16 protein-coding genes are annotated in these 24,704 nt (G+C 64.3%); 11 read left to right on the plus strand and 5 right to left on the minus strand.

The genetic code is table 11. The features are described 5' to 3' along the window. Positions 1 to 423: 423 nt before the first annotated feature. The 3 genes from BM052_RS15835 to BM052_RS15845 all read left to right on the plus strand — a co-directional run bounded on the left by BM052_RS15835 (position 424) and on the right by BM052_RS15845 (position 6,939). Positions 424 to 3,321, plus strand: coding sequence for a TonB-dependent receptor plug domain-containing protein (locus tag BM052_RS15835; RefSeq protein WP_091148459.1), 2,898 nt, complete (start codon positions 424 to 426; stop codon positions 3,319 to 3,321). 26 nt (positions 3,322 to 3,347) lie between these two features. Further along, entirely contained in the window at positions 3,348 to 4,952 is a 1,605-nt protein-coding gene (locus BM052_RS15840) for an amidohydrolase (protein ID WP_091148461.1), read from the plus strand. 406 nt (positions 4,953 to 5,358) lie between these two features. Then, the gene (locus BM052_RS15845; protein WP_091148462.1) at positions 5,359 to 6,939 is read left to right on the plus strand and encodes a tetratricopeptide repeat-containing sulfotransferase family protein; all 1,581 of its coding nucleotides are present in this window, start codon (positions 5,359 to 5,361) and stop codon (positions 6,937 to 6,939) included. A 93-nt stretch (positions 6,940 to 7,032) separates the two neighbouring features. Here the strand turns inward: BM052_RS15845 and BM052_RS15850 are convergent, their stop codons facing one another. The 5 genes from BM052_RS15850 to BM052_RS15870 all read right to left on the minus strand — a co-directional run bounded on the left by BM052_RS15850 (position 7,033) and on the right by BM052_RS15870 (position 14,204). Continuing rightward, complete coding sequence (locus BM052_RS15850) at positions 7,033 to 9,420, minus strand: TonB-dependent receptor (RefSeq protein ID WP_255406199.1); 2,388 nt, start codon at positions 9,418 to 9,420, stop codon at positions 7,033 to 7,035. Positions 9,421 to 9,673: 253 nt separating this feature from the next. Then, entirely contained in the window at positions 9,674 to 10,705 is a 1,032-nt protein-coding gene (locus BM052_RS15855) for a sterol desaturase family protein (RefSeq protein ID WP_091148466.1), read from the minus strand. A gap of 402 nt (positions 10,706 to 11,107) precedes the next feature. Continuing rightward, positions 11,108 to 12,037, minus strand: coding sequence for a Vgb family protein (locus BM052_RS15860; RefSeq protein WP_091148467.1), 930 nt, complete (start codon positions 12,035 to 12,037; stop codon positions 11,108 to 11,110). 30 nt (positions 12,038 to 12,067) lie between these two features. After that, positions 12,068 to 13,081 (minus strand): MBL fold metallo-hydrolase, encoded by a 1,014-nt coding sequence (locus BM052_RS15865; RefSeq protein ID WP_091148469.1) that lies wholly within the window; start codon positions 13,079 to 13,081, stop codon positions 12,068 to 12,070. Between the two features lie 34 nt (positions 13,082 to 13,115). Next, positions 13,116 to 14,204, minus strand: coding sequence for an MBL fold metallo-hydrolase (locus BM052_RS15870; protein ID WP_091148470.1), 1,089 nt, complete (start codon positions 14,202 to 14,204; stop codon positions 13,116 to 13,118). A 178-nt stretch (positions 14,205 to 14,382) separates the two neighbouring features. Here BM052_RS15870 and BM052_RS15875 point away from each other — a divergent pair, with 178 nt between their 5' ends. The 8 genes from BM052_RS15875 to atzF are packed head-to-tail and all read left to right on the plus strand — an operon-like array spanning position 14,383 to position 24,465. Next, positions 14,383 to 15,468: a putative urea ABC transporter substrate-binding protein gene (locus BM052_RS15875; protein ID WP_091148472.1), complete on the plus strand. Its 1,086-nt coding sequence runs from the start codon at positions 14,383 to 14,385 to the stop codon at positions 15,466 to 15,468. Between the two features lie 30 nt (positions 15,469 to 15,498). After that, a complete protein-coding gene (locus BM052_RS15880) occupies positions 15,499 to 16,314 on the plus strand; it encodes an ABC transporter permease (protein ID WP_091148473.1) in 816 nt (271 codons plus the stop codon). After that, on the plus strand, positions 16,311 to 17,093 hold the full coding sequence (locus BM052_RS15885) for an ATP-binding cassette domain-containing protein (protein WP_091148475.1): 783 nt from the start codon (positions 16,311 to 16,313) through the stop codon (positions 17,091 to 17,093). Before BM052_RS15880 ends, BM052_RS15885 begins: the two co-directional genes overlap by 4 nt. Positions 17,094 to 17,105: 12 nt before the next feature. Next, on the plus strand, positions 17,106 to 17,615 hold the full coding sequence (locus tag BM052_RS15890) for a CopG family ribbon-helix-helix protein (protein WP_091148476.1): 510 nt from the start codon (positions 17,106 to 17,108) through the stop codon (positions 17,613 to 17,615). Then, positions 17,612 to 18,436 (plus strand): urea amidolyase associated protein UAAP1, encoded by an 825-nt coding sequence (locus tag BM052_RS15895; RefSeq protein WP_091148478.1) that lies wholly within the window; start codon positions 17,612 to 17,614, stop codon positions 18,434 to 18,436. Before BM052_RS15890 ends, BM052_RS15895 begins: the two co-directional genes overlap by 4 nt. A gap of 16 nt (positions 18,437 to 18,452) precedes the next feature. Next, on the plus strand, positions 18,453 to 19,088 hold the full coding sequence (locus BM052_RS15900; RefSeq protein WP_091148480.1) for an urea amidolyase associated protein UAAP2: 636 nt from the start codon (positions 18,453 to 18,455) through the stop codon (positions 19,086 to 19,088). Continuing rightward, the gene (gene uca, locus BM052_RS15905) at positions 19,085 to 22,690 is read left to right on the plus strand and encodes an urea carboxylase (protein WP_091148482.1); all 3,606 of its coding nucleotides are present in this window, start codon (positions 19,085 to 19,087) and stop codon (positions 22,688 to 22,690) included. Before BM052_RS15900 ends, uca begins: the two co-directional genes overlap by 4 nt. Then, positions 22,687 to 24,465, plus strand: coding sequence for an allophanate hydrolase (gene atzF / locus BM052_RS15910; RefSeq protein ID WP_091148484.1), 1,779 nt, complete (start codon positions 22,687 to 22,689; stop codon positions 24,463 to 24,465). Before uca ends, atzF begins: the two co-directional genes overlap by 4 nt. Positions 24,466 to 24,704: the final 239 nt, after the last annotated feature.

Genomic DNA, 24,704 nt, shown 5'->3' on the forward strand with positions numbered 1-24,704 from the left:
CTTTACGGCAAAGAGCTTCAACGTCGCTCCGGCATGCTGCACCGCATTCCCGAATCGGTGCGGCGGTGCTCAGCGATAAAGTGCGTAGCTCGCAGACGGGACGCAGAAATCCTGCACAAGGAACAGGATGTATGGTGGATTCCGCTATTTTCGTGACCTCTTCTTGCCATCTTTCATGGGATCGCCCGCCGGCTTCCCGCTAAGATCGCAAACGTCCGCAGCGGCACCGACGGGGCCAGAACACCAAGGGCCGTTACGGAAGGATAAGGCTTCGCCGTGAGCGGAGCGGGGATCGACAAGTCTGCAATCTGCGGATCGAACTTCGTGCCCGGCGCCGTGCCGGGGCGAACGGGCCCGAGCCTTGCCATCTCAAAGGGACGGGATGCCTGCGGCGGAAAAGGTTCAGCCGAAGGAGTTTTCGCGATGCGCACCGACATATACACGGACCCTGCGCCGACCCCGCCTCGCGGTTCGAGGGGAACAGCGGTTCGCCTGCTACTTTTGGCGACTGCCGCGCCATTGCTGGCAATCGAGCCGGCCATTGCTCAGGACGCGCCCCGGCCCCAGGATGCGGCGGACATCGCCGACGAGCCGATGGGCGAGGTCGTCGTCACCGGCTCACGCATTGTGCGCGACGGCTACAACGCACCCACGCCCGTGGCGGTCCTGGGCGAGGCCGACATCGCCGCGCAAGCCCCGGTCAACATCTCCGATTTCGTCAACCAGTTGCCTGCGATTGCCGGTAGCGGCACGTCCGGCACGTCGTCGGGCGGGCTTTCCAACGCCGGCGCCGGCATCAACTCGATCGGCTTGCGCGGTCTCGGCGTGGCTCGCACGCTGGTCCTGGTCGACGGCCAGCGTTCGGTCGCCTCGACCGTGGGCGGCACGGTCGACATCAACACCATCCCGCAGGATCTGGTGAAACGGGTGGAGGTAATCACCGGCGGTGCTTCAGCCGCCTACGGATCGGACGCGGTGGGCGGCGTCGTCAATTTCATCCTCAACACAGATTATCAGGGGGTGAAGCTCTCCGCCGACACCGGCATCTCGACTTATGGCGACGCCGCGAACTACCGACTGGCCGGAACCGCCGGATTCTCGCTGCTCGACGATCGCCTGCACCTGCTGACCAGCCTTTCATGGTTCCATCAGGATCGCGAGGAGGGCATCGACCGCGACTGGAACGACAGTGGCTACTTCCAGATCAACAATCCGGCCTACAGCAGCACTAACGGGCAACCTTCGCGCCTCGTCGGCAGCGGCGTGGGCCCGTCCGACCACACGGCGGGCGGCCTGGTCACCAGCGGCGCCTTGAAGGGCACCTACTTCCTGGGCGAAGGCGAGACGGGGCAACTGACTTACGGCTCCACGGCCACCGGCAACCCCTGGATGATCGGCGGCGACTGGCAAACGACGCTTGCCGGTCACGAGGGCACCAACACCCTCGTCCCGCTCGACGAGCGGCTGAGCCTGTTCCAGCGCGTGGGCTTCGACGTGACGCCCGGCATCGAGATCTTTGGCCAGTTCTCCTACAACCGCTCGGTGAGCGCGAGTTCCTACCAGCAGACGCCGAGCACGGGCGTCACGATCCGCGCGGACAATGCCTATCTGCTGAGCCAGTATCCGGCGGTCGCCGCACAGATGGCCGCGCAAGGCTTGTCCTCGATCACCATCGGCACCGCCAACGCCGGCTTCCCGATCCCGGGCAGCGACAACAAGCGCGAGGTCTACCGCTTCGTCGGCGGGGCCAAGGGCAGCCTCGACCTGTTCGGCAAGCCGATGACCTGGGACGCCTACTACCAGAAGGGCGTGACCAAGACGCGCGAGGAACTGACCAACACCTGGTACAACGCGCGCATGGCCTTGGCGCAGGACGCCGTCTTCGCGAGCGACGGCAGCATCGTGTGCCGTTCCACGCTCACCGATCCGACCAACGGCTGCGTACCGATCGACCGCCTCGGCACGGACGGGCCTTCGCAGGAGGCGCTCGACTACATCTTCTACGACGGCTTCCAGCCGCTGCGCCGCCAGACCCTCAAGCAAGACGTCGCCGCCGCCAGCATTTCAGGCAGCGCCTTCGCGCTCCCGGCCGGCGATATCGCCTTTGCCACCGGCGTCGAATGGCGGCGCGAGCAGATCGATGGCGAGGTGGACCCGCTCCACAATTCGGGCTGGCTCTACGGTAACTACCGCGTGAACCAGGGCAAGTATGACGTCTACGAGGGCTTTCTCGAAGTCGACATCCCGGTGATCGACGGGATGAACCTGAACGCGGCGGCACGCGGCACGCACTATTCGACCTCGGGCTGGGTGGGCACCTGGAAAGTAGGCGCGACCTGGCAAGTGATCGAGGACGTGCGCCTGCGCGGCAATATCAGCCACGACATCCGCGCGCCCAACCTGGAGGAACTGTTCGCCGCCGGAACCGCGCGCACGAACTCGGTCATCATCCCGGCCGGTGCCGCCGCACCCGTGACCGGTTCACAGCAATTCGTGCAGAACGCCTTCGGCAACCCCGACCTGAAGCCCGAGGCGGCGGACGGCTGGACGCTCGGCGCCGTCTTGACCCCGTCGTTCCTGCCGGGCTTCAGCGCCTCGCTCGATTACTACGAGATCAAGATCCAGGACGCGATCGGCTCGATCACCGCCCAGCAGACCGTGGACTTGTGTTACGATCAGGGCATTGCGGAGTACTGTTCCAATATTCACTTCGTGGGCGGTGCGCTCAGCACGATCGACCTGACGCCGATCAACTTCTCCACCCAGAAGACGCGCGGCTTCGACATCGAGGCGAGCTACACCGCACAGGTCGGCCCCGGCACCCTGCGGCTGCACGGACAGGCCACGCACTACATCGAAAACGTGATCGACGATGGCATCAGCTTCCCGATCGATTATGCGGGGGTCCTGACCAACAGCACTTATGCTTCGCCCAACTGGGTTTACCGCCTGAGCGCCTTCTATGAGGTCGATCCCGTAACCTTCAACCTGGTGGCGCGCGGCTTCACCGACGGTGTCTACGGCAACGACTGGATCGAGTGCAACGCAGACTGTCCCGCCAGCACGAACCAGTACCGCACGATCAACGACAACCACATCAACGGCGCCACCTACTTCGATGCCTCGATCGACTTCAAGTTCCCGTCGATGGGCGGGACCGGGCATCTGACCTTCATCGCCACCAACTTGCTCAACAAGGACCCGGTACTGGTGGGCAACGGACCGGACGGCAACAACGTACCCGCCTACGCCCAGACCAATCGCGGTCGTTTCGACGTCGTCGGCCGCACATTCCGCGTGTCGGCAAAAGTCGAATTCTAAGACGACAAGAGAGGAGCTCCAGCATCATGAGAACGTTCATCCGCGCCACGCGCGCTGCGGCGCTGGGCTTCGTCGCCCTCTTCGGTCCCCTCGCAGCCCCGCCGGCCCATGCGGAGGCTCCGCAAGCGCTCAAGGACGAAGTTGCCGCCGAGATCGAGGCGCAGCGCAAACAGATCCAGGTCATGGTCGACCAGATCTTCAGTTACGCCGAGCCCGGGTTCCAGGAGTTCAAGACATCGGCGTATCTGACCGGCATCCTCGAGAAGAACGGGTTCACCGTGACCCGGGGCGTGGCCGGCATCCCCACCGCCTTTACCGCGACCTGGGGCAAGGGCGGGCCCAAGATCGCGCTGGGCAGCGATATCGACGACGTGCTCGGCGTCTCGCAGATGCCGGGCGTTCCTTATCTCAAACCGATGATCGAAGGCGCGCCGGGGCATGGCGAGGGCCATAACTCGGGCATGCCGCTGATGGTGGCGGCGGCGATCGCGACCAAGAAAGTGATGAGCAAGCACGGCCTGGAGGGGCGCCTGATGCTATGGCCCGGCGTCGCCGAGGAACTGCTCGCGACCAAGGCCTATTACGTGCGCGCCGGGCTGTTCAAGGACGTCGACGCCTCGATCTTCACGCACGTCGGCTCCGATTTCTCCACCGGCTACGGGGAGATGGGCAACAACGGCATGATCTCGGTCGAATACACCTTCAACGGCAAGACCGCGCACTCGGCCGGCATGCCCTGGGAAGGACGCAGCGCGCTCGACGCCGTCGAGCTCATGGACGTTGCGTGGAACTTCCGACGCGAGCACCTGCCATTGACCCAGCGTTCGCATATGATCGTCACCAATGGCGGCGGGCAGCCCAACGTCGTGCCGGACAAGGCGAGCATCTGGTACTTCTTCCGCGAGCGCACCTTCGACGATATCCGCAAGCTCTACGAAGTCGGCAACGACATCGCCAGGGCGGCGGCACTCGCCACCGGCACCACGATGACCCAGCGCACTCTGGGCTATGCCGCACCCAATTTTGGCAACAAGCCGCTGGCCGAGGCTGCCTACGCCAACATCAAGGCCGTCGGCATGCCCAAGTGGAGTGCGGCCGACCAAGCCTTCGCCAAAGCCGCGCAAACCTTCAACGAGCGCAAGATCGAGCCGCTGAAGGACGAAGTGACCGAACTCTCGACCCCGGAGAACCGCAAGCCCTCGACCGGCGGCGGCTCGGACGACATCGGCGACATCATGTGGGCGGTCCCCACGATCACGATCCGCTTTCCCTCCAACATCCCCAACATGATCGGCCACAACTCGACCTCGGCCATCGCGATGGCGACGCCGATCGCGCACAAGGGCGTGGAAGCCGGTGCCAAGGCCGTGGCGATGACCGTGCTCGACCTGGTAACCACGCCGCAGCTCATCACCGATGCAAAGACCTACTTCAACGACGTCCAGCTCAAGACCGCGAAGTACGACCCGGTCCTGACCGACAAGGACGTGCCCGCGATCTGGCTCAACGAGCGCGCCATGGCGCTCTACCGCCCGCTGATGGAGAAGTACTACTACAACCCCGCCAAGTACGGCACGTACCTCGATCAGCTCGGTATCGCATACCCGATGCTCGAAGGGCCGGCGAAGTGAGCGGGGCGATGCGCGCGCCGAAGTGACAAGCTCTGTTCCTTGCGCTGGCCCCGATCCTGGCAGCAGCGCCGCTCGCGCCGGCTCCGGCTTGGGCGGGAGGCCCAGCGCCGGCAACTGCTTACATGAGGCGGGCGGGCTGACGCATCTTCCTTCCCTTCCGGGCATCAATTGCGGCGTCCCCGATCCCTGCCGTGGCCACCTTGGCTCGGTAATGACATCAGAAGCATGATTCGGTAGGAAAGCCACGCGCGAATCGACCCTATTTTTGATCCGTGATGCCGCGTTTGAGAATCGAACCCATTTTGATTCGGACGTTGATGGACGCGACTTCGATGCCTCTTACTTTATCTTTTGATATCAATTCCAGGGAAGGCGAATTCGATGCCGGCTCGGGCAGGGCTATCGCGTGACGCTGGAAGCACAGGCGCGGGCGGCGCTCGAGCGCGGTGACCTGGCCGGCGCCGTCGCTGCCGCCAAGGCGCTTGCCCTTGCCGAGCCGGAGCAGGCGGCGGGCTTCTTTCTGCTGGGCATGGCGGCGGCCGAAGCGGGCCAGATCGCCAGGGCGGTTCCGCTGATCCAGGCCGCGGTGGAACGTGGGCCACGGGCGGAACATCTGGCCCAGTTGGCAAGGCTGCTCATCCTGTTGCGCAGGGACGGCGAAGCCGCCGATGCCGCGCGTGAGGCAATGGTGCTGGCGATGGCCCGGGCTCCTGGCGATGCGCTGACACTCGATACCATCGGGTGCGTGCTGGCCCGGCTGGGAGACCATGAGGCGTCGGTGGTGCCGTTCACGGCGGCGGTGGCAGCCGCCCCGGGCAACCTGGACTATCGCTACAATCTGGCGGCCGCCAGCGGCTTTACCGGCCGGGTTGACCAGGCGCGCGCGCATTATGAGACGATCCTGGCCGAAGACCCCGGCAATGCGCGCGCACACTATGCGCTCGCCATTCTCTCTCGCCAGACGGCCCGGGCCAATCATGTCCCCCGGCTCGAAGCCGCGCTGGCGAAGGCGCGCAGGCCCGAAGATGCGCTGCGCATCGGTTATGCCCTGGCAAAGGAACTGGAGGATATCGGGAATGCCGCCGATGCATTTCGGCACCTGTCCGCCGCCAATGCCGAACACAAGCAGGCGATCCGCTATGATTTCAGCCAGGATGCCGCGATATTCGACGCGGTCGAAGCGCTGTTCGGCGGCAACGCGAATGCCCTTGCGACCGGGCCGGGCAATTCCGATCCCGCGCCGATATTCGTGGTGGGCATGCCCCGTACCGGCACCACCCTGGTCGATCGCATCCTGTCCTCGCACCGCGATGTCGGATCGGCGGGAGAGCTTCAGGCCATGCCGCTGGCGGTCAAGCAGATGGCGGGCACGCCATCCCGCGTGGTCATCGATCCGGCCACGGTCGCGGCGAGCGGCGGCATCGATCCCGCCGCGATCGGCGACGCCTACCTGGCGCGCGCGGACCATCACCGGCCCCGGGGCAAGGCGCGGTTCACGGACAAGCTGCCGGCCAATTTCCTGTATATCGGCCATATCGCGCGCGCATTGCCGAATGCCCGGATCGTCTGCCTGCGCCGGGGGGCGATGGATACGGTGTGGAGCAACTACAAGAACCTGTTCGCCAGCCAATCCGCCTATTACGCCTATTCCTACGATCTCATGGACACGGCGCGCTACTATGCGCGCTTCGACCGGCTGATGGCCCTGTGGGACAGCCTCTGGCCGGGCCGGGTGCTGCAATTGTCCTATGAAGCGCTGGTCGCCGACCAGGAAGGGCAGACGCGGCGCCTGCTGGAGCATTGTGGCCTGGAGTGGGACGAAGCCTGCCTGTCGTTCCACAAGAATAGCGCCGCCGTGGCGACCCCCAGCGCGGCGCAGGTACGCCGGCCGATCAATGCCGATGCGGTGGGGAAGTGGCGCGCGCACGAAGCGGCGTTGGAGCCGGCACGGGCCTGGCTGGAGGCGCGGGGCATCGCGGTCGAATAGCGGACGCCTTCACCAACGGCGTCGCAACGATCCGATGTCCGAGGGTCGAGGCGCCGCCCATTCCGGAAAAACGCCTCGACCTTCCCGTCGCAATCAGTACTTGATGCGCCCCTCGATGCCGAAGGTGCGTGGGTTCGCAACCGTCTGCTGATAATAGCGCAGCAGCACACCGTCGTTGAGGCCGACGCGCGATCGATCGTTCGCGACGGAAACGACGGCGTATTTGTCGAAGATGTTATTCGCAAACAGGCTGATGCTGTAGCGATCCATGTCATAGGTCAGCGATGCCCGGTGCATCACGTAGCCGGGCAACTTGTCGCCATAGGCGCGATCCCAGCCCAGCCGCGTGACAATGCTTCCGCGATAAGTCGCCGTCCAGTTAGCCATCAGAGAACCATCCATCAGTGGCATGGTATAGGTCGCACCCAGGCTGCCACTGTTTTTTGCCGAACCCGGCAGGCGATCGCCCGAAAGCGCTGCAATCGTGATGGCATCGCTGGGATAGGTGCCGGCGGGATCGTTGACCGGGATGATGCCAGGCACGTCCTCGGTCAGCTTGGCGTCGGTGTAGGAATAAGTGCCCTGGATGGATAGCCTGGGAAGCGGTCTCAACTGGAACGACGATTCGAAACCTTCGGACTTGGCCCCGCCGCCGTTCACCGTGATGCCGGCAATACCGTTCAACGTGGCCGAGTCGACCTGAAGCCCCTGCCACTTGACCTGGAAGACGTCGAAGTTGAAAGTCAGCTTACGGTCGAAAAGCTGCGCACGAATGCCGACCTCAATGTTCTTGGTGCTGTCCGGTCCGTACTGGATCTCGTTCGCCAGGGCGCAGATGATCTGGGTATTGTTTTTGCCGTCGCCATCCGGGTCGTTCGGCAACGGATCGGGACACGGCGCAACGCTGTTGGGGCCACCGATACGATAGCCCTTGCTGTACGTCGCGTAGACCATAAGGTCTTCGTTGAACTTGTAGGAACTGTTGAACTTCCAGACCCATCCGCTTTTGCCGGCATTGCCGCCGCGCGGCGTCAGATCACGTGGATCGAGCGGGTCGCCGAGAATCGGCAGCGTCTGCGCTCCGGCGATGGTGGACGCATATTTGAAGTAACGCGCGCCGGCCGTGACCTGCCAGTCGGGCGTGATCTTGAACGATCCTTCACCGAAGACGGCCTGCTCGGTCACCTTCGAGCGGGTATAGCTCACATATTCGAGATATTCGGGATTGGTCTCAGCATCGACCCACGGGTGATTCGGCAGATGCTCGGCATAATCGCTGGCGTAACGGTTCTCGTTGTAGAAGCCCCCGAGCACCCAGCTGAACGGGCCGCCATGCCTGGAGACGAGGCGGATTTCCTGATTGTACTGCTTGCGCCGGGTGTGGTTTTCATTCCAGCTGGAGAAGGCGGGGAAGGTTTCATAATCATAATCGAGATCGAGCAGCAGGTCGGTATTATCGCCCTGTGAATCCGACTTGACGTCGGTATAGGCCGTCGTTGCCACCAGATCGGCGATGTCGAACACGTTCGCGTTGATTTCCAGGCTGACCAGGTGCGCGCGGCGGTTCACCGGTTCGATATAGCGACTGGCATTCTCATACCTGCCCGTCCCGAAGACGCCGGCACCGTTGGACTGGGCACCATCGGTCTTCGTCCGCTGGAATGCGTAGGTAACGGTGGCGGAGAAGTCATCATCGACATAGAACAGCAACTGGTTGCGCGTCGTGAACGTCTTCTCGAAATTCAGATCCTTGCGGCTCGTCAGGTTCGCCGCATAAAAGTCGTCGGTGATGGGGGGCGAGCCCTCCGCCTGCGGCAGCGACACGCCAGGTTCCTGAAGCAGCAGCGGATAGTCGATGAAACCGGGGTCGTAGTAATAGCCCGTGGCCGACCGGAAGGCGATATGATCCCTGGCGATCGGGATATTGATGACCGCGTCCGCCTGATAGCCGGGCTTGCTGCCGTGGCTCTTGCCATAGAAGCTGCCATGCGCCTCGGCTTCGAAATCGGCCACGTTGGGGCGATTTGGAATGTAGCGGATCGCGCCGGCGAGTGTGCCGAGGCCGTAGAGCGTGCCCTGCGGCCCCAGCAGCGTTTCCACCCGATTGATATCAAGAAGCTTGAAGTCGTAATAGAGCGGAACCTCCCCCAGATAGACGCCGACGGAGTCATCATAGTTCACGCCGGTGGCGTCCACGTCGGACGCACTGAGACCGCGGAGCACGATCGCTCCGGTCGTGCCGGGTCCGGTATCGGAGATCGTCAGGCCAGGCGTGAAGTCCGCGAGGTCGCGCACGTCCTGGATCCGCTGGCGCGCTATCTCTTCCGCGCCGACCGCCGCGATGTTGATCGGCGTTTCCATGATCGTAGTGCTCCGGCGCGTGCCGGTGACGATAATGGATTCGCCATCGTCACCGGCATCGGCGGCGGCCGAAAGGTCCTGAGCAAGTGCCGGCATGGCGAGCACCGCGTTCGTGAACATGGTTGCAGATAGAAGCCCTAACCTCAGTTTAGCGCGATATGACATATGCGTCCCCCTTGTGTGGTTGAGCTCTCCCGTGCCCTGGCATCTCCGTGCCAGAGCCTAAGCAGCATTTGATTTGAGGACCTTGTGCAATGCGCCCGCCACCCCCGTCGGACATGGCCGCCGGGTATGGGCTGACGCGCTTGCCGCTCGACTTTTCCAAACTCGTCGAGACGTTCGATCCGATGTCACCCCGGCTGTCCGCCGTGAGTCAATTGGCCGCTGGTACAGCTTCGCCTTGTTTTGCCTTGATCCATGCGATCGTGGGCTGAAACGGGAATATGAACTGTTCCCAGATCGACAGTCTCTTGCGCTCGTCCTGGCCGACGATGGCCGATTCTCCCTCGCGATAAGTGCCCAGCACGCGATCGATGAGAATCAGCGAGTTGGCGTAGTTGCAGCGGGTATCTTCATACTTCACCGAATGGTGGAGGCTGTGGTGCCGGATCGTCGTGAAGACGAACGAATAGAACGGGGGCGGGTCGGAGCGCACATTGGCGTGCGCGAAAGTGGACACCGCGCCCAGAATGTTGAACGCGCAGAATTCCGCGGCCTGCGGCAGATCGAACAGCGCCAGCACGCTGAGGCTGATGAGGAACAATTCGATGGGGTTGCCCACCGCACCCTTCATCGCGTTCAGCTGCGTGATGTGATGATGCGGAGCGTGGGTCAGCCAGAACGGACGCCAGTCGTGCATGATCCGATGCATCCAGTACTGGCCGAATTCCATAACGAAAATCACCAGGGCGACCTGCAGGATGAACGGCAATTGCATGGCCCATTCGGTGGTGATGCCCAGCGAATGCTTGGCCGCCTTCAACGGATCCTCGGCCAGCTTGCTCGAGGCCCAGGAAATCGCCGTATTGCTCAGGATCACATAGAAGAGGTCGGTGGCGAATTCCCGCCTGTCCAGCCGCCAGCCCTCATGCCGCTCCAGGAACCACTCAAGCGCCTGCACGAAGATCGTCGTAAGGGCGCCCGCCACCACGATCGACCACGGATTGTCGATCCACGACCTGGGGCCGAACGCCCAGAACAATACGATCACCGCGACGGTCGCGGGCGGCACCAGGTTGACGAGTGTCTTCTTCAAGGCGTTTCCGTCGCCATCGCCCGCGCCATAGGCATTGCGCGCGTTCGGCGGGCTGTACGACAGATCGGGATTCCCGCTGGAATGGCCGCCGCCGACAATGGATTGCATATCGCCAGAGGGGGCAGCGTTGCAGGCCGGCTGTTCATCCATAGAAAATCTCCCCTATCGAGCCGGAAACCGGCTCAACGTTGCAGATCCTCTCTCCTGGCGACATCGCTCTATCAGGCGACATGCATACGGTATTGATATTACGTATTGCGTCAAGAGTATTAATTTTGAGCCGTCCCATTCCGGTCATGAAACGCGAAAGACCCCGGAAAACCGTCATTTTCACGGAAAGCTCCGGCCGGGTTTCGTCATGGTGCCGATTGCAAAGCCGGCAAAGTCGCGGCTGTCACGGCAACCACCAGGAGGCCTGTCGGCGCTGATTCGTTACCCTCCGCTCGACACCGCGCCAGCGCCTCCTTCGGCCGGCCGCGTGCAGCCGCCGCTCCGCACAAGTTTCGATCGGCCCAGGACGAGCGGGGTGGAGCAGATTTTGGGCGCGACGCGCTAATTCTTGCTCTTCGGCGCTTCGCTCCACCAGGACAGGGTCTGCAGATCATGCGCGGTCGTCCAGATGCCGGACGGGGTATATCGCAGGGCCCCGCTGCCGGAGGGCTTGCCCGAACGCGCGCGTATCGCCATCGAGGTCGGATCGATCGCCACGAAGGTCTGGTCGGCGGTAGTGCGAAGCCAGACGCTGCCGCCGCCCACATCGATGTCGCCATAGACCAGCGTCTCGCCAACTTTCACGCGGCCGGTCACGGCAACCGTGCCCGGATCGATCCGCGCGACCGTGCCGTCGCCCTGCTCCTGCACCCAGACCGCGCCTTCGCCGGCGGCGAGAAAGCCCGGCTGCAGGCCCAGCTTGACCTTGTTCGTCACCGCATCGGTCTGCGGATCGATCCGCTGGAGCGACTGCCCCGCGCTGCTGACGGCCCATAGCGAGTCGAATCCGAAGGCGAGATAGAAAGTGCCGGGATCGACCCTGACAGTGGCCGTCACCTTGTTGGTCGCCGGGTCTATCCTGGCGACCGCCCCGGACTCTTCGCTCGGAACCCATATCGAGCCCGCGCCCGCGACGACGTTCAACTCGCCCTTGGGATTGGCGATGCCCGTCGGTACGATCGCCTGTACCCGCGATGTCCGCACATCGATCCGATAGAGGTTGCCGCCCTTGCAATTGGCAACCCAGAGGGAGCCGAAGGCCACCGCCATCGCGCCGCAGGGCCGCGGCACGGCGACGGATGCGCGCTTGCCCTGGGTCGACCATTGTTCGACGCGCCCGTCGTTGGTGGCCCACACCGTGTTTCCATCAACCGCCAGAAAGTCCGCGAAGCCCGGCACACTGAACGCCTCCTCGCGCAGTGCCATCGGATCCGGCGGGGCCGAAGCGCAGAGCGCGGTCAACGCCAGCATCATGCCAAGGGGTCTTTTCATGCGCTTACTCCTGCCCTGATATCCGACGCATCAGCTGTAACGATAGGGATTCTTGTCGATCGTGGTCGTGCCGCGCGTCTGGTTGCAGAGGAACACCGTGCCGGTGAAGTAAATGCCGGGCTCGGTGATCGTCTGCGCATAGGCGAACGCCTCGCGCAGTTGCTGCACGGTCATTTCCACGGGTGCCTCGTCGGGCTGATAGGTCATGCCATAGGTATAGTCCTGACCGTCCCGGCTGATCTCCACATGGCAGCCCATGACATGCGTCACCGGATGGGTGTCGCAAAAGTCGATCAACCGTTTCATGCTGTCGAACCAGGGCTGCCAGAAACTGATGTAGCAGCGGCCCCGGTAGAACATGTCACCCGTGTAGAGGATCTGGGTGTAGCTATCGTAATAGGCGAATTCCGAGACGACATGGCCGGGCGAACCCCAGATCAGGATATCGCGGCCGCCCAGATCGAGCGTCACGCGTTCTTCCGGAAAATTGGTCATGCCCCAGAAGCCGACCATCTCCTCGTGGGTCAGGCCCATGTAGCGCGTGTTGGGACGGTCCGCGAACTGGTTGGTCGCGGCATAATGATCGGCATGCAGATGGCTGAACGCGACCAGCAATTCCAGGCTGGCGGGATCCCGGCCATTGCGACGGCACCAGTCGTCGATGCATTGATCCACGACGCCGCGCAGATCCCAGTCGTTGCGCAGCTGCACGAAGCCTTCGTCGAGCAGCAGTACGCGGTCATTGCCGAAATAGAGCGGAGCGAACGGCGCCTCGTAGCTATAGGCCTTGTTCTGCCGCAGGATCGCCGTGTGCGGATTATACCAGTGGACCTGTACCGGCGGGTCGGTGTTGTCCATGCAGGACGGAGAACCGCAGATCCATTTCTCGGGAAAGCTGCCCGCAGCGGGTAGATTGCTCTTGAAATCGAGGGGAGCCGGGCGTGCGGCCGCCGATGCGGCATCGGCAAGGCCGGTCAGTGCCATGCTGGACAGCGGGACGGCGGCGGCTGCGGCGTTGTAGGTCAGGAAAGTGCGACGATCCATGGATACTGTCCTTGTCGTCAAAAAAGGGGAGTCGTCAGAACGGGTGCGGCGGGTCGATCTTGGGGACGCCTTCGGGCCAGACCCGTGTTCGCTGGTCGGGACTGACTCCATTGAAGAGCGCGAAATCAGGCCGGATGAGCATCATGTCCTTGCCCTTGACTTCACGGGCATACTGGATCGCCTCGTCGATCAGCGCCGGGCCCATCTCCAGCACGCGCTCGTAAGGTTTGTAGGTCGCGAAGCGCGGGTAATATTTTCCGGGCACGAACATCATCTCGACATGGCCGCCGAGAATCCATTTCACCGGCCGGCTGGCCACGAAGCCCTTGAGCCGTTCCAGCGAGGCGATGAAGTCGCTGTCATTGCCGATATTGATCTTGCCGGGGAACAGCAGGTCGCCGGTGAACAGGAAATCGCAATAGGGATCGTAGAAACTGACGCCGTCCTTGTGCGTGCCCGGCGTCGGGATCACCTCGATCACGCGGTCGCCGAGATCGATCCTGCCCGTGCCGGAGGGCCAGCTGCCCCCGAACCCGTAAAAGCGCTTCATCACTTCCAGCGGTTTCGGGACGATCGTGGTATCCGGCCGTCCCGCGAACTGGACGAGACCCTGGTTTTGCGCGACGTCCTCGCCCGATGTCAGCGCGATGGTCAGGGGAATCCGGCTCCGTCCCCGCGCCTGCCCCCAGCGCGCGATGATGGCGTCCACCGTCTCGCGCAGCGGATAATGCCGCGCATCGGCGGTCGCGCCGCTGTCGATCAGCAAGGCGCCCGCGTTGCCGAACAGCAGATAGGTGAACGGCGCTTCCCAATGCACGCAGACATTCTGCCGCAGAACGAAGCTGTCTTCATTGTACTGCACGACCTGGACGCGGGGATCGCGGTTCTTGGCAGCGACGTTGGACCCGTAAGTCCAGCGAAAGCCCAGATTGCCGGGCGCCGGGCCGTCGCAGGCGTAATTGTGGACCACCGCCCCCTTGCGATGCAGCGGCAGGGCGCTGTCGGTGTTGCGAACCCCGGCGGGATTGTACCCCAGGTCGGGATTGCCGTTGGGATAGGTACGCCCGGTCGCCGACTGCGGATTGCCGGACAGTGCGGGGTTGTAGGTCGAGCTTTGCGCCATCGAATTCTCCAGGAAACGGCCGTAGCCTGGCTTTGTCCGGTCCTCCCCATGTCCGGCCCCGTCGGAACCGCATCATGGAGCGAATGGTAGCGATATTACCAATCATCGCAACAGTAATAATATCGCTTGGACAAAGCCCGGCTTTGCGGCAATGCTGCGCTGCGGAAGGAGTCGAATCATGCTCAACGGGATTCGCGTCGCGGGAAGAATGGCATTGCTGGCTTGCGCGCTGATGGCGGCATCCTGCTCGCCGACATCGAGCGACGCGCCGAAACCGCGCACGGAATTCAACATCGGCTGGTCGATCTATGCGGGCTGGATGCCCTGGCCCTATGCCCAGCAGGCCGGCATCGTGAAGAAATGGGCCGACAAATACGGCCTCAAGATCAACATCGTCCAGGTGAACGACTATGTAGAGTCGGTGAACCAGTACACGGCCGGCCGGCTGGACGGCGTGACGGTGGCGAACATGGACGCGCTCACCATTCCCGCCGCCGGCGGCAAGGATACCAGCGCGATCATTGTCGGCGACTATTCGAACGGCAATGACGGGATCCTGCTGAAAGGCGCGGACAAGCTTGACGCCATCAAGGGCCGGCAAGTCTATCTCGTCGAGCTTTCGGTCTCGCATTACTTGCTGGCGCGCGGTCTCGATTCCATCGGCATGCCGCTGACCTCGGTCAAGACGGTGAACACGTCGGACGCGGACATGGTCGGCGCCTTCGTGGCTCCCGAAGTGACGGCCGCCGTCGCCTGGAATCCGCAGCTTTCCGTCATGAAGGCCATGCCGGGCGTGAAGCAGGTCTTCAGCTCCGCCGACATCCCGGGCGAGATACTCGACCTGCTGGTTGTCGACACCGCGACGCTGAAGGCCAATCCCAATCTCGGCAAGGCACTGGTCGGAATCTGGTACGAGACGACCGCGCTGATGCAGCGGCAGGACGCGGAAGGAAAAGCGGCACGGGCAGCCATGGCGAAACTGGCCGGCAGCACGCCGGAGGCTTTCGACGGCCAGTTGTCCACCACCTATCTCTACGCCGATCCGAAAGCGGCGGTGCAGGCCGCTTCCGCGCCAGCCCTCATCACCACCATGACGCGTGTGCGGGATTTCAGCTATTCCAAGGGTCTCTTCGGCCAGGGCGCGAAATCCGCCGACGTGGTCGGCATGGCCTTTCCAGGCAACAAGACCCTGGGCGATGCCAACCATATTACTTTGCGCTTCGATGCAAGCTATATGCAGATGGCCGCCGACGGTAAGCTCTGAACGGCGCGAGCGTATCAAGGATATGACATCATGCGCTGGGTGAACCGACGCATCCAGCGGGGCAACGGCATCCTTCTGGGCGCGATACCGATCGTGCTGCTGGTGCTGCTCTACCTCGTGGTTGCAGCCAGCCGCCATGCGGACAATCCCAACGACAAGATCCTGCCGCTGCCCGGCGGCATGGCGGAGGCGATGTCAGCGCTGCTGTTCCAACCCGATCTGCTTTCCGGGCGGCTGGTCTTTTGGGCAGACACCCTCGCCAGCCTGCAGCGGCTCGGCATCGGCCTTGGCATATCCACCCTCTCGGCACTGCTGGTGGGCCTGCTGCTGGGCACCTTGCCCCCGGTCAGAGCCACCTTCGGCCCACTGGTGACGGGGATCGCCGTCATCCCGCCCATCGCGCTGCTGCCGATATTGTTTATCGCCTTCGGGCTTGGAGAGACCGCGAAAGTGGCGCTGATCGTCGTCGGCATAGCGCCTTTCATGATCCGCGACGTCGCGGCCCATGTCGCCGCCTTGCCGCGGGAGCAGATCGTCAAGGCGCAAACGCTCGGCGCCAGCAGCTGGCAACTGATCCTGCGCGTCGCGCTGCCGCAGGCGATGCCGCGCCTGATCCAGGCGGTGCGCCTGTCGCTCGGTCCAGCCTGGGTCTTCCTGATCTCTGCGGAGGCGATCGCGTCCGACATCGGACTGGGCTATCGCATCTTTCTCGTCCGCCGCTATCTGTCGATGGACATCATCCTGCCTTATGTCGCCTGGATCGCGCTGCTGGCGATAGTGATGGACATGCTCCTGACATGGACCAGCCGCCGCCTGTTCCCCTGGGCGCACGGAGCGAACCATTGAGCGTGCTGCTGAGCCTGCGCGACGTCTGGGTCGAATATGGCGACAAGGTCGTCCTGGAACGCGTGAATCTCGATATCGAAGCGGGCTCCTTCGTCTCGATCATCGGGCCCTCGGGTGCCGGCAAGAGCAGCCTGCTACGCGTCGTGCTGGGCCAGGAAGTGCCCACGCGCGGTTCGATCCTGCTGGACGGTGCGCCGCTCAAGCCCGAATGCGAGCCGGATCGCGGCGTCGTGTTCCAGCGCTATTCCGTGTTTCCGCACTTGTCCGTCCTGGGCAATACCCTGTTCGGGCTGGAATGCGCGCGGGCCCCGTTTACCGCGCGGCTGTTCGGCGCACGACGCCGCGCCGCGATCGCGGAGGCGGAGGAGATGCTGACGGCGGTCGGCCTTGGCGACAGCCTGCACCTCTATCCCACACAGATGTCGGGCGGGATGCAGCAGCGGCTCGCCATCGCGCAGGCCCTTATCAAGCGGCCGCGCATCCTGCTTCTCGACGAACCCTTCGGCGCGCTCGACCCGGGGATAAGGGCGGACATGCACGCTCTCATAACCCGGTTATGGAACGACTATTCCCTGACTGTCATCATGGTCACGCATGATATAAGGGAGGCCTTCTCTCTCGGCACCCGCGTCCTGACCTTGGACAAGCGCCGCCGCGATCCGCACGCTCCCCATCGTTTCGGGGCAACGGCGGTCTATGATCTGCCACTCACCAAACGGGCTCCAGCCCCTGCCGTCACCGACGTAAGTATTACACTTGACGATTTTTGTAATAATTGAGAAGACCGCAACATGAGCACCGAACCCGCCAATCTCGCCCGGCTCAGCATGAGCCTTCCGGCAGAGCTGTTTCGCCAACTGGACGTGATGGTCAGCGAACGGGGTTTGCCTTCCCGATCGCAGCTGATCGCCGAGCTTATCCGCCATGCGCTCGCCGAACATGAAGCGCTGACCCGCCCCGAAGCCATGCTCGCGGGCACGATCACGCTGGTCTATCGGGGGGACCGGGGGCGGGTGCGGCAGCAGCTGGCCCAGACCCAGGCCGAGTACCTGAAGGAAGTCATTTCTTCCCAGCATGTATTTCTCGAGGACGACCAGTCGCTGGAAGTGCTGCTGGTGCAGGGCCCGGCCATGCGACTGAAGGAGCTGTGCGATGCCCTGCGCGGCATCCGCGGCGTGCAGCAACTGCAGCTTGTCACCACGACCGCCCTGCTCCCGCCGCTTCACGAGCAGGACGGCGTGGAAAGCAATGATACCGCGCCCTCCGGCAAGAGCCGGACAAGCAAGGAAGTCGCGGCATGACACGGCCGCTTGCCGACCCCATGGCTGCCCGCGACCATGCCCGCGCCATGGCGGGAACGGTTGTGGAGGCGATGCCGCTATTGCCGCCGGTCGCCGACGACCTTCCCGCCGGCGTGCCCGCGCAAGACCTGCTTTGGGAAGAGACGATCGCGGCGGGCGGCTATGCGACACGCAGGCTCCCGCGCGGGTCCCGCCTGCGCCTGATCGACCTGCAGGGAGACGCCTGCGCGTCGGTGCTGATCTTCAATGCCGAGATGCCGGCCGAGCGGCTCAATGTCGCGGACACGGTGAAGATCCAGTGGAATGCCTATCTGGGCGCCGGCAAGCTGTTGCTGTCCGACATGGGGCGCGTGCTGATGAGCATCCTGGAGGATGAGGCAGGCACTCATGACGCCTTTTGCGGCACCTCCAATGCCGCGATCAACCATGCGAAATACGGCGAAGGCCGCAACAGCGGAGCCTTTCCCAACGGACGCGACCGCCTGCTGCTGGGGGCGGCGAAGCATGGGCTGCAACGCCGGGACGTCCATCCTTGCGTGAACCTGTTCAAGGGCACGCGGATCGAGGCGGACGGGACCATCACGCCGCTTGTCGGTCCCTATGACGCGGGGCGTGCCATGGTCCTGCGCGCCGAGATGGACGTGATCGTCGTCATCGCCAATTGCCCGCATGTTCTCGATCCGCGCGAGGAATGGACCGTGACGCCGCTGCGCGTTTCGGCCTGGCGCGGCGCCCTCACCCCCGCCGACGATCCCGTCCGCAACGCAACGCCGGAGGGATTGCGCGCCTTCCTGAACGTCGAAGACTATTTCCGTCGCTAGGAAGGAAGAGGCCGAAATGACCATAGACCCGTATATCTCGGGCCTTTCCGGCACTGTCGTCCATGATGAGATCGTGCCGGCCCGGGCGCCGTGGCTGCACCGTGTCGCTGCTGGCCAGACCCTTCGCATCGTCGATCTGGAGGGCAATCAGGCCGTCGACTTTCTCCTCTATGCCGCCGCCGACGATGCCGAGCGCTACAGCGCGCAGGACACGGTTGCCGCGCAGCACAATCTGTTCCTGCGCACCGGCACCGTGCTGCGATCGAACGAAGGACGCGCGATGATGACGATCGTCGCCACCTCCGTCGATTATCACGACACCATCGGCGGTGCATGTTCCTGCGAATCCAACACGCTGCGCTATGGCCACCACACCAAGTCCCAGCATGCCTGCGTCGAGAATTTCCTCGAGGCTAATCTGACCGAAGGCCGGGGCAAGCGCGACATCGTTTCCAACATCAACTTCTTCATGAACGTGCCGGTCGAGGAAGACGGAGCGCTGGGCATCGTCGACGGCATTTCCGCGCCCGGGCTGACGGTGGATCTGCGCGCGGAGATGGACGTCGTCGTCGTCGTGTCGAACTGCCCGCAGATCAACAATCCCTGCAACGCCTTCAACCCCACGCCCGTAAGGATGATCGTCACCGCATGAGCTTCGATACGGTCCTGGTGGCGAACCGGGGGGCGATCGCCACCCGGATCATCCGTACCTTGCGCCAAATGGGCCTGCGCTCGGTCGCCGTCTATTCGGACGCGGACGTCGGCTCGCTCCACGTTTCGCAGGCGGACCTGGCGGTTTGCATCGGCCCCGCCCCGGCGTCGGAGAGCTATCTCGATACCGCCGCGATCCTGGCGGCGGCGCGGGAGACCGGGGCGGGTGCGATCCATCCGGGCTATGGTTTCCTGGCCGAGAATGCCGAGTTCGCGGAAAGCTGCGCCGCTGGCGGCATCGTCTTCATCGGCCCCACGCCGGAAAATATCCGCACCTTCGGCTTGAAGCACAGCGCCCGCGCGCTGGCGGCCGAGCATGGCGTGCCGCTGGCCCCCGGGACCGGCCTGCTCACGGACGAGGAAGAAGCCGCCAGTGCCGCGCGGAAGATCGGCTATCCGGTCATATTGAAGGCCACCGCCGGCGGCGGCGGTATCGGCATGCGCATCTGCGAGGACGAGGCGGCCGTGCGCGAAGGCTTCGCGGGTGTCGCGCGCCTGGGCGAGGGCAATTTCGGCGATGCCGGCGTATTCCTCGAATGCTATGTCGGGCGCGCGCGCCACATCGAAGTCCAGATATTCGGCGACGGCACCGGCCGGGTCATGGCCCTGGGCGAACGCGACTGCTCGCTTCAGCGCCGAAACCAGAAGGTCGTCGAGGAGGCGCCCGCGCCGCTGCTGCCGGCCGCCATACGCGCCGAACTCATCGCCGCCGCCGTCCGCCTGGGCGAAGCCGCCCGCTATCGCTCCGCCGGCACGGTGGAATTCCTTTTCGATGCCGAACGGCAGCAATTCTTCTTCCTGGAGATGAACACCCGGCTTCAGGTCGAACATGGCGTCACCGAGGAGGTGATGGGCATCGATCTCGTCGAATGGATGATACGCGGTGCGGCGGGGGATTTCTCGTTCCTGGACGCCGAACCGCCGATGCCGCGCGGCCATGCCGTGCAAGTGCGCCTCTATGCCGAGGATCCCGCCCTCGACTATCGTCCCACATCGGGCACGCTGACCGCGGTCAGCTTCCCGCAGGGCATTCGCGCCGAAACCTGGTGCATGGCCGGCACCGCCATCAGCGCCTGGTACGACCCGATGCTCGCCAAGCTGATCGTTCATGCCCCCACGCGCGAAGCCGCCATATCGGCCATGCAGGCCGCGCTCGACGAAAGCCGGATAGACGGCATCGAAACCAACCTGCGCTGGCTGCGAGAGGTCGTGCGGACCGGGCCGTTCGTCGATGGCGAGGTCTCGACCCGCCTGCTCGACACGGTCGCCTATCGCCCGCGCAGCATCCGCGTGATCGGCGGCGGCACCGCGACCACGGTGCAGGACTGGCCCGGCCGGCAGGGCCTGTGGGCCATCGGCGTTCCGCCGTCCGGCCCGATGGACGACAAGTCCTTCCGTATCGGGAACCGGCTGCTCGGCAATGCCGAGGGCACGGCCGGACTGGAAATCACCGTCAGCGGGCCGACCCTGTTCTTCAACGCGCCCGCGCGCCTGTGCCTGACCGGCGCCGATTTCGGTGCCAGGCTGGACGGCACACCGATCGAACGCGGCATTGCCGTCGATGTCATGGCAGGTCAGACGCTGGCGCTCGGCAGCGTCGGCGGCGGCGGGATGCGGGGCTACATCCTGTTCGCCGGCGGTCTCGATATTGCGCCCTACCTTCAAAGCCACAGCACTTTCGAGCTCGGCCAGTTCGGTGGGCATGCGGCGCGGCGGCTGCTCGCGGGCGACACGCTGCATCTGGGCGGAACGGACGTGGGCACGCCCCCCGCGCCGCTGCCCGTGCCGCCCTTCGCGGATACCTGGACGCTGCGCGTTCTCTACGGCCCGCACGGCGCGCCCGACTTCTTCACCGATGACGATATCAACGTGATCCTCGCCGCCGATTGGCAGGTGCACTACAACAGCAACCGCACCGGCGTCCGCCTGGTCGGGCCGAAGCCGCAATGGGCACGGACCGACGGAGGCGAGGCGGGCCTGCATCCCTCGAACATCCATGACAATCCCTATGCGATCGGGGCGGTGGACTTCACGGGCGACATGCCGATCATCCTCGGCCCCGACGGCCCCTCGCTGGGCGGGTTCGTCTGCCCGTTCGTGGTGATCGCGGCGGATCGCTGGAAGATCGGGCAACTCGCCCCCGGCGACCGCCTGCGGTTCGTGCCTGTCACGCTTGAAGACGCCGCCGCGGCGGACCAGGTTCCATTGATGTCGGTCCCGGCGGAGATATCATCCCCGGAAGAACCATCGCGCGATATCGATACCCTGTCGCCGATCCTTGCCGATATCCCGGGGCAGGGAACCCGTCCGCGCGTGGTCTACCGACAGCAGGGCGACCGCAACATCCTGGTCGAATATGGCCCCATCGTGCTGGACATCGAGCTGCGCATTCGTGTCCACGCGCTCATGGCCGAACTCGAGCAGCTGGCCTTGCCCGGCGTCATCGACATCGTGCCCGGCATCCGCTCGCTCCAACTGCATTTCGATGGCAGGGTACTCGATCAGCGCGGCGCGCTGGCGGCCCTGATGGAAGCGGAGGAACGGCTGGGAGATCTGGAGGATTTCTCGGTCCCTTCCCGTATCGTCCATCTCCCGCTCAGCTGGCGCGACCCGGCCACCATCGAGACGATCGAGAAATACATGGGCGCCGTCCGCGACGACGCGCCCTGGTGCCCGGACAATATCGAGTTCATCCGGCGCATCAACGGCCTGTCCGATGCCGACGCGGTCGAAAGCATTGTTTTCGATGCCAGCTATCTCGTCCTGGGGTTGGGCGATGTCTATCTTGGCGCGCCGGTGGCGACGCCGGTCGATCCCCGCCATCGGCTGGTCACCACCAAATACAATCCGGCCCGTACCTGGACCCCGCCCAATGTCGTGGGCATCGGCGGCGCCTATATGTGCATCTACGGAATGGAAGGCCCCGGCGGCTACCAGCTTTTCGGCCGCACCATTCAGATCTGGAACACGCATCGGCAGACGGATGCCTTCATAGAAGGCAAACCCTGGCTGCTGCGCTTCTTCGATCAGATCCGCTTTTTCAAGGTGAGCGCCGAGGAATTGGCGGAGTGGCGCCGCGACTTCCCCAGCGGCCGCCGCTCCATTCCTGTCGAACAGTCGGAATTCCGCCTGGCCGACTATCGCGCCTTTCTCGCGGAAAACAGGGCCTCGATCACGAGCTTCGAGGCACGGCGCCAGGCCGCTTTCGATGAAGAACGCGCCGAATGGCAGCGGGGCGGCGAATTCGACCGTGTGACCGATCTGGCCGATGACGCGGAAACCGGCGCGCTTCCCATGGCGGCCATCGAAGTCCCGGACGGCGCCGACCTGATCGAGGCCCCCTTTGGAGGCAGCGTCTGGAAACTGCTGGTGGCGCCCGGCGACAAGGTCAAAACGGGGGACATCATCGCAGTGATAGAGGCCATGAAGATGGAATGCCCACTGGAAAGTCCGGGTAGCGGCACGATTGCCGCGCTCTACATGCAGGAACGACAATCCTTGCAGCCCGGCGCTCCGATGCTGGCGCTGAGGCGGCATCCATGACCGCCCCAAACCGGCCGCTAAACCGGCTCGCCGTCGCCGCGACCGCCGCCGCCGTCAACGGCGGGAAATCGAGCGCGCTTGCCGTGGCGGAGGAAACCCTCGCCCGCCTCGCGGCCTATGACGCCGTTCAGCCGCAGATATGGATCAGCCGGATCGCGCCCGACGACCTGCGCACCGCAGCCCGCGCGGTGGATGGCCGCATCGCGGCCGGTGAGCGGTTGCCCCTCGCCGGCGTGCCCTTCGCGGTAAAGGACAACATCGACGTTTCCGGTTTCGAGACGACGGCGGCCTGCCCCGCGTTCGCCTATCGGCCCGCCGCATCGGCGAGCGTCGTCGAGCGGCTGAGCGCGGCCGGCGCGATCTGCATCGGCAAGACCAATCTCGATCAGTTCGCGACCGGGCTCGTCGGCACGCGCAGCCCCTATGGCATTCCGCGCAACGCCTACAACCTGGCCTATGTCAGTGGCGGTTCCAGCTCCGGGTCATCGGTCGCGGTGGCGGCCGGGCTTGTCGGCTTCGCGCTGGGCACCGATACCGCCGGTTCGGGCCGAGTGCCCGCCGCCTTCAACCATCTGGTGGGATTGAAGCCCAGCAAGGGCCGGTGGAGCACGCGCGGCCTCGTCCCGGCGTGCCGCACGCTCGACTGCATCACCGTGTTCGCCGATACCGTGGCGGACGCACGGCTGGTCGACGACGTCGTCGCGGGCTTCGATCCGGCCGATCCCTTTTCAAAGCCGCTGGCCGACCGGCCGGTCCAGCCAGGCCGCATCGGCGTGCCCCGCCGCGAACAGCGCGTATGGTTCGGCGACAGCGAGTCCGAATATCTCTACGATCGCGCGCTCGACACGCTGGCGGCGACGGCTGAGATAGTCGAGATGGACATAACGCCCCTGCTGGAGGCGGCGCGCCTGCTCTACGGCGGACCATGGGTGGCCGAGCGTACCGCCGCCATGGCCGACATACTGGCCAGCAACCCCGACGCCATGGACGAGACGGTCCGGCTCGTGGTCGAACCGGGCGCCGCCGTGAGCGCGGTCGAGCTGTTCAACGGCATCTACCGCCTTGCCGAGCTGAAACGTCATGCCGATGGACTGTGGGAGGCGATCGACATGCTCGCTTTCCCGACCACCGGCACGACCTATCGCGTCGCGGAACTGCTGGCGGCGCCGATCGCGCTCAACAGCAATCTCGGCCTCTACACCAATTTCGTGAACCTGCTCGACATGGCGGCGGTGGCCGTGCCCGCCGGCATTCGATCAAATGGAACCGGCTTCGGCATCACGCTGATCGGCCCCGCCGACAGCGACCGCGGCCTGCTGGCCGCGGCGGACAGCTATCTCGCGGCGGCCGACCTGCCTCGCCCGCCGCCGCTCGATATGGAGGGAAAAATGCAAAGCGTGAAACTTGCCGTCGTCGGTGCGCATCTCAACGGCATGCCGCTGCATTGGCAGCTGACCTCACGGAACGCGACCTTCGTGGGCGCATGCAAGACCGCGCCGACCTATCGCCTCTATGCGATGGCGGACAGCGTCCCGCCCAAGCCGGCGCTGGTACACAGCCAGGACGGTGGCCCCATCGCGGTCGAGGTCTACGAACTTGACGTCGCCGCCTTCGGCAGCTTCGTCGTGGAAGTCCCGGCGCCGCTGGCGATAGGAACGGTGACTCTGGACGACGGCACCAGCGTCAAGGGCTTCGTCGCCGAGCCCCGCGCCATGACCGGCGCGGAAGACATCACCCACCTCGGTGGTTGGCGCGCCTATATCGAGAGAGGCTGAATGCCGACAACCGACGCCCGTTGATGCTTCGTCCCGCAACGGAAAGTCCGAAGTGCCCAGTCCCTGGGCCATCCCCCTTCCCTTCGTCGCCCATGAGGCGGCGAAGGAAACAAGATTGAGTCTCGCTTCAAGAGACTTGGTATAATACGCTCGGCTTGATCAACTGACTCAGGAGGTCTTGCGGTAGGTTTCCGAGTGTGATTCGCTGTTTTCCTCGCAAGTGAGGAGGAAGCGATGGC

The organism is Novosphingobium sp. CF614 (assembly GCF_900113255.1).
Lineage (GTDB): Bacteria > Pseudomonadota > Alphaproteobacteria > Sphingomonadales > Sphingomonadaceae > Novosphingobium.

What these genes read in the sequence shown, in the direction of transcription:
- BM052_RS15835 (WP_091148459.1), top strand. Translation starts at nt 424, where the DNA reads ATGCGCACCGACATATACACGGACCCTGCGCCGACCCCGCCTCGCGGT.
- BM052_RS15840 (WP_091148461.1), top strand. Translation starts at nt 3,348, where the DNA reads ATGAGAACGTTCATCCGCGCCACGCGCGCTGCGGCGCTGGGCTTCGTC.
- BM052_RS15850 (WP_255406199.1), bottom strand. Translation starts at nt 9,420, where the DNA reads ATGTTCACGAACGCGGTGCTCGCCATGCCGGCACTTGCTCAGGACCTT.
- BM052_RS15855 (WP_091148466.1), bottom strand. Translation starts at nt 10,705, where the DNA reads ATGGATGAACAGCCGGCCTGCAACGCTGCCCCCTCTGGCGATATGCAA.
- BM052_RS15860 (WP_091148467.1), bottom strand. Translation starts at nt 12,037, where the DNA reads ATGAAAAGACCCCTTGGCATGATGCTGGCGTTGACCGCGCTCTGCGCT.
- BM052_RS15865 (WP_091148469.1), bottom strand. Translation starts at nt 13,081, where the DNA reads ATGGATCGTCGCACTTTCCTGACCTACAACGCCGCAGCCGCCGCCGTC.
- BM052_RS15870 (WP_091148470.1), bottom strand. Translation starts at nt 14,204, where the DNA reads ATGGCGCAAAGCTCGACCTACAACCCCGCACTGTCCGGCAATCCGCAG.
- BM052_RS15875 (WP_091148472.1), top strand. Translation starts at nt 14,383, where the DNA reads ATGCTCAACGGGATTCGCGTCGCGGGAAGAATGGCATTGCTGGCTTGC.
- BM052_RS15880 (WP_091148473.1), top strand. Translation starts at nt 15,499, where the DNA reads ATGCGCTGGGTGAACCGACGCATCCAGCGGGGCAACGGCATCCTTCTG.
- BM052_RS15890 (WP_091148476.1), top strand. Translation starts at nt 17,106, where the DNA reads ATGAGCACCGAACCCGCCAATCTCGCCCGGCTCAGCATGAGCCTTCCG.
- BM052_RS15895 (WP_091148478.1), top strand. Translation starts at nt 17,612, where the DNA reads ATGACACGGCCGCTTGCCGACCCCATGGCTGCCCGCGACCATGCCCGC.
- BM052_RS15900 (WP_091148480.1), top strand. Translation starts at nt 18,453, where the DNA reads ATGACCATAGACCCGTATATCTCGGGCCTTTCCGGCACTGTCGTCCAT.
- uca (WP_091148482.1), top strand. Translation starts at nt 19,085, where the DNA reads ATGAGCTTCGATACGGTCCTGGTGGCGAACCGGGGGGCGATCGCCACC.
- atzF (WP_091148484.1), top strand. Translation starts at nt 22,687, where the DNA reads ATGACCGCCCCAAACCGGCCGCTAAACCGGCTCGCCGTCGCCGCGACC.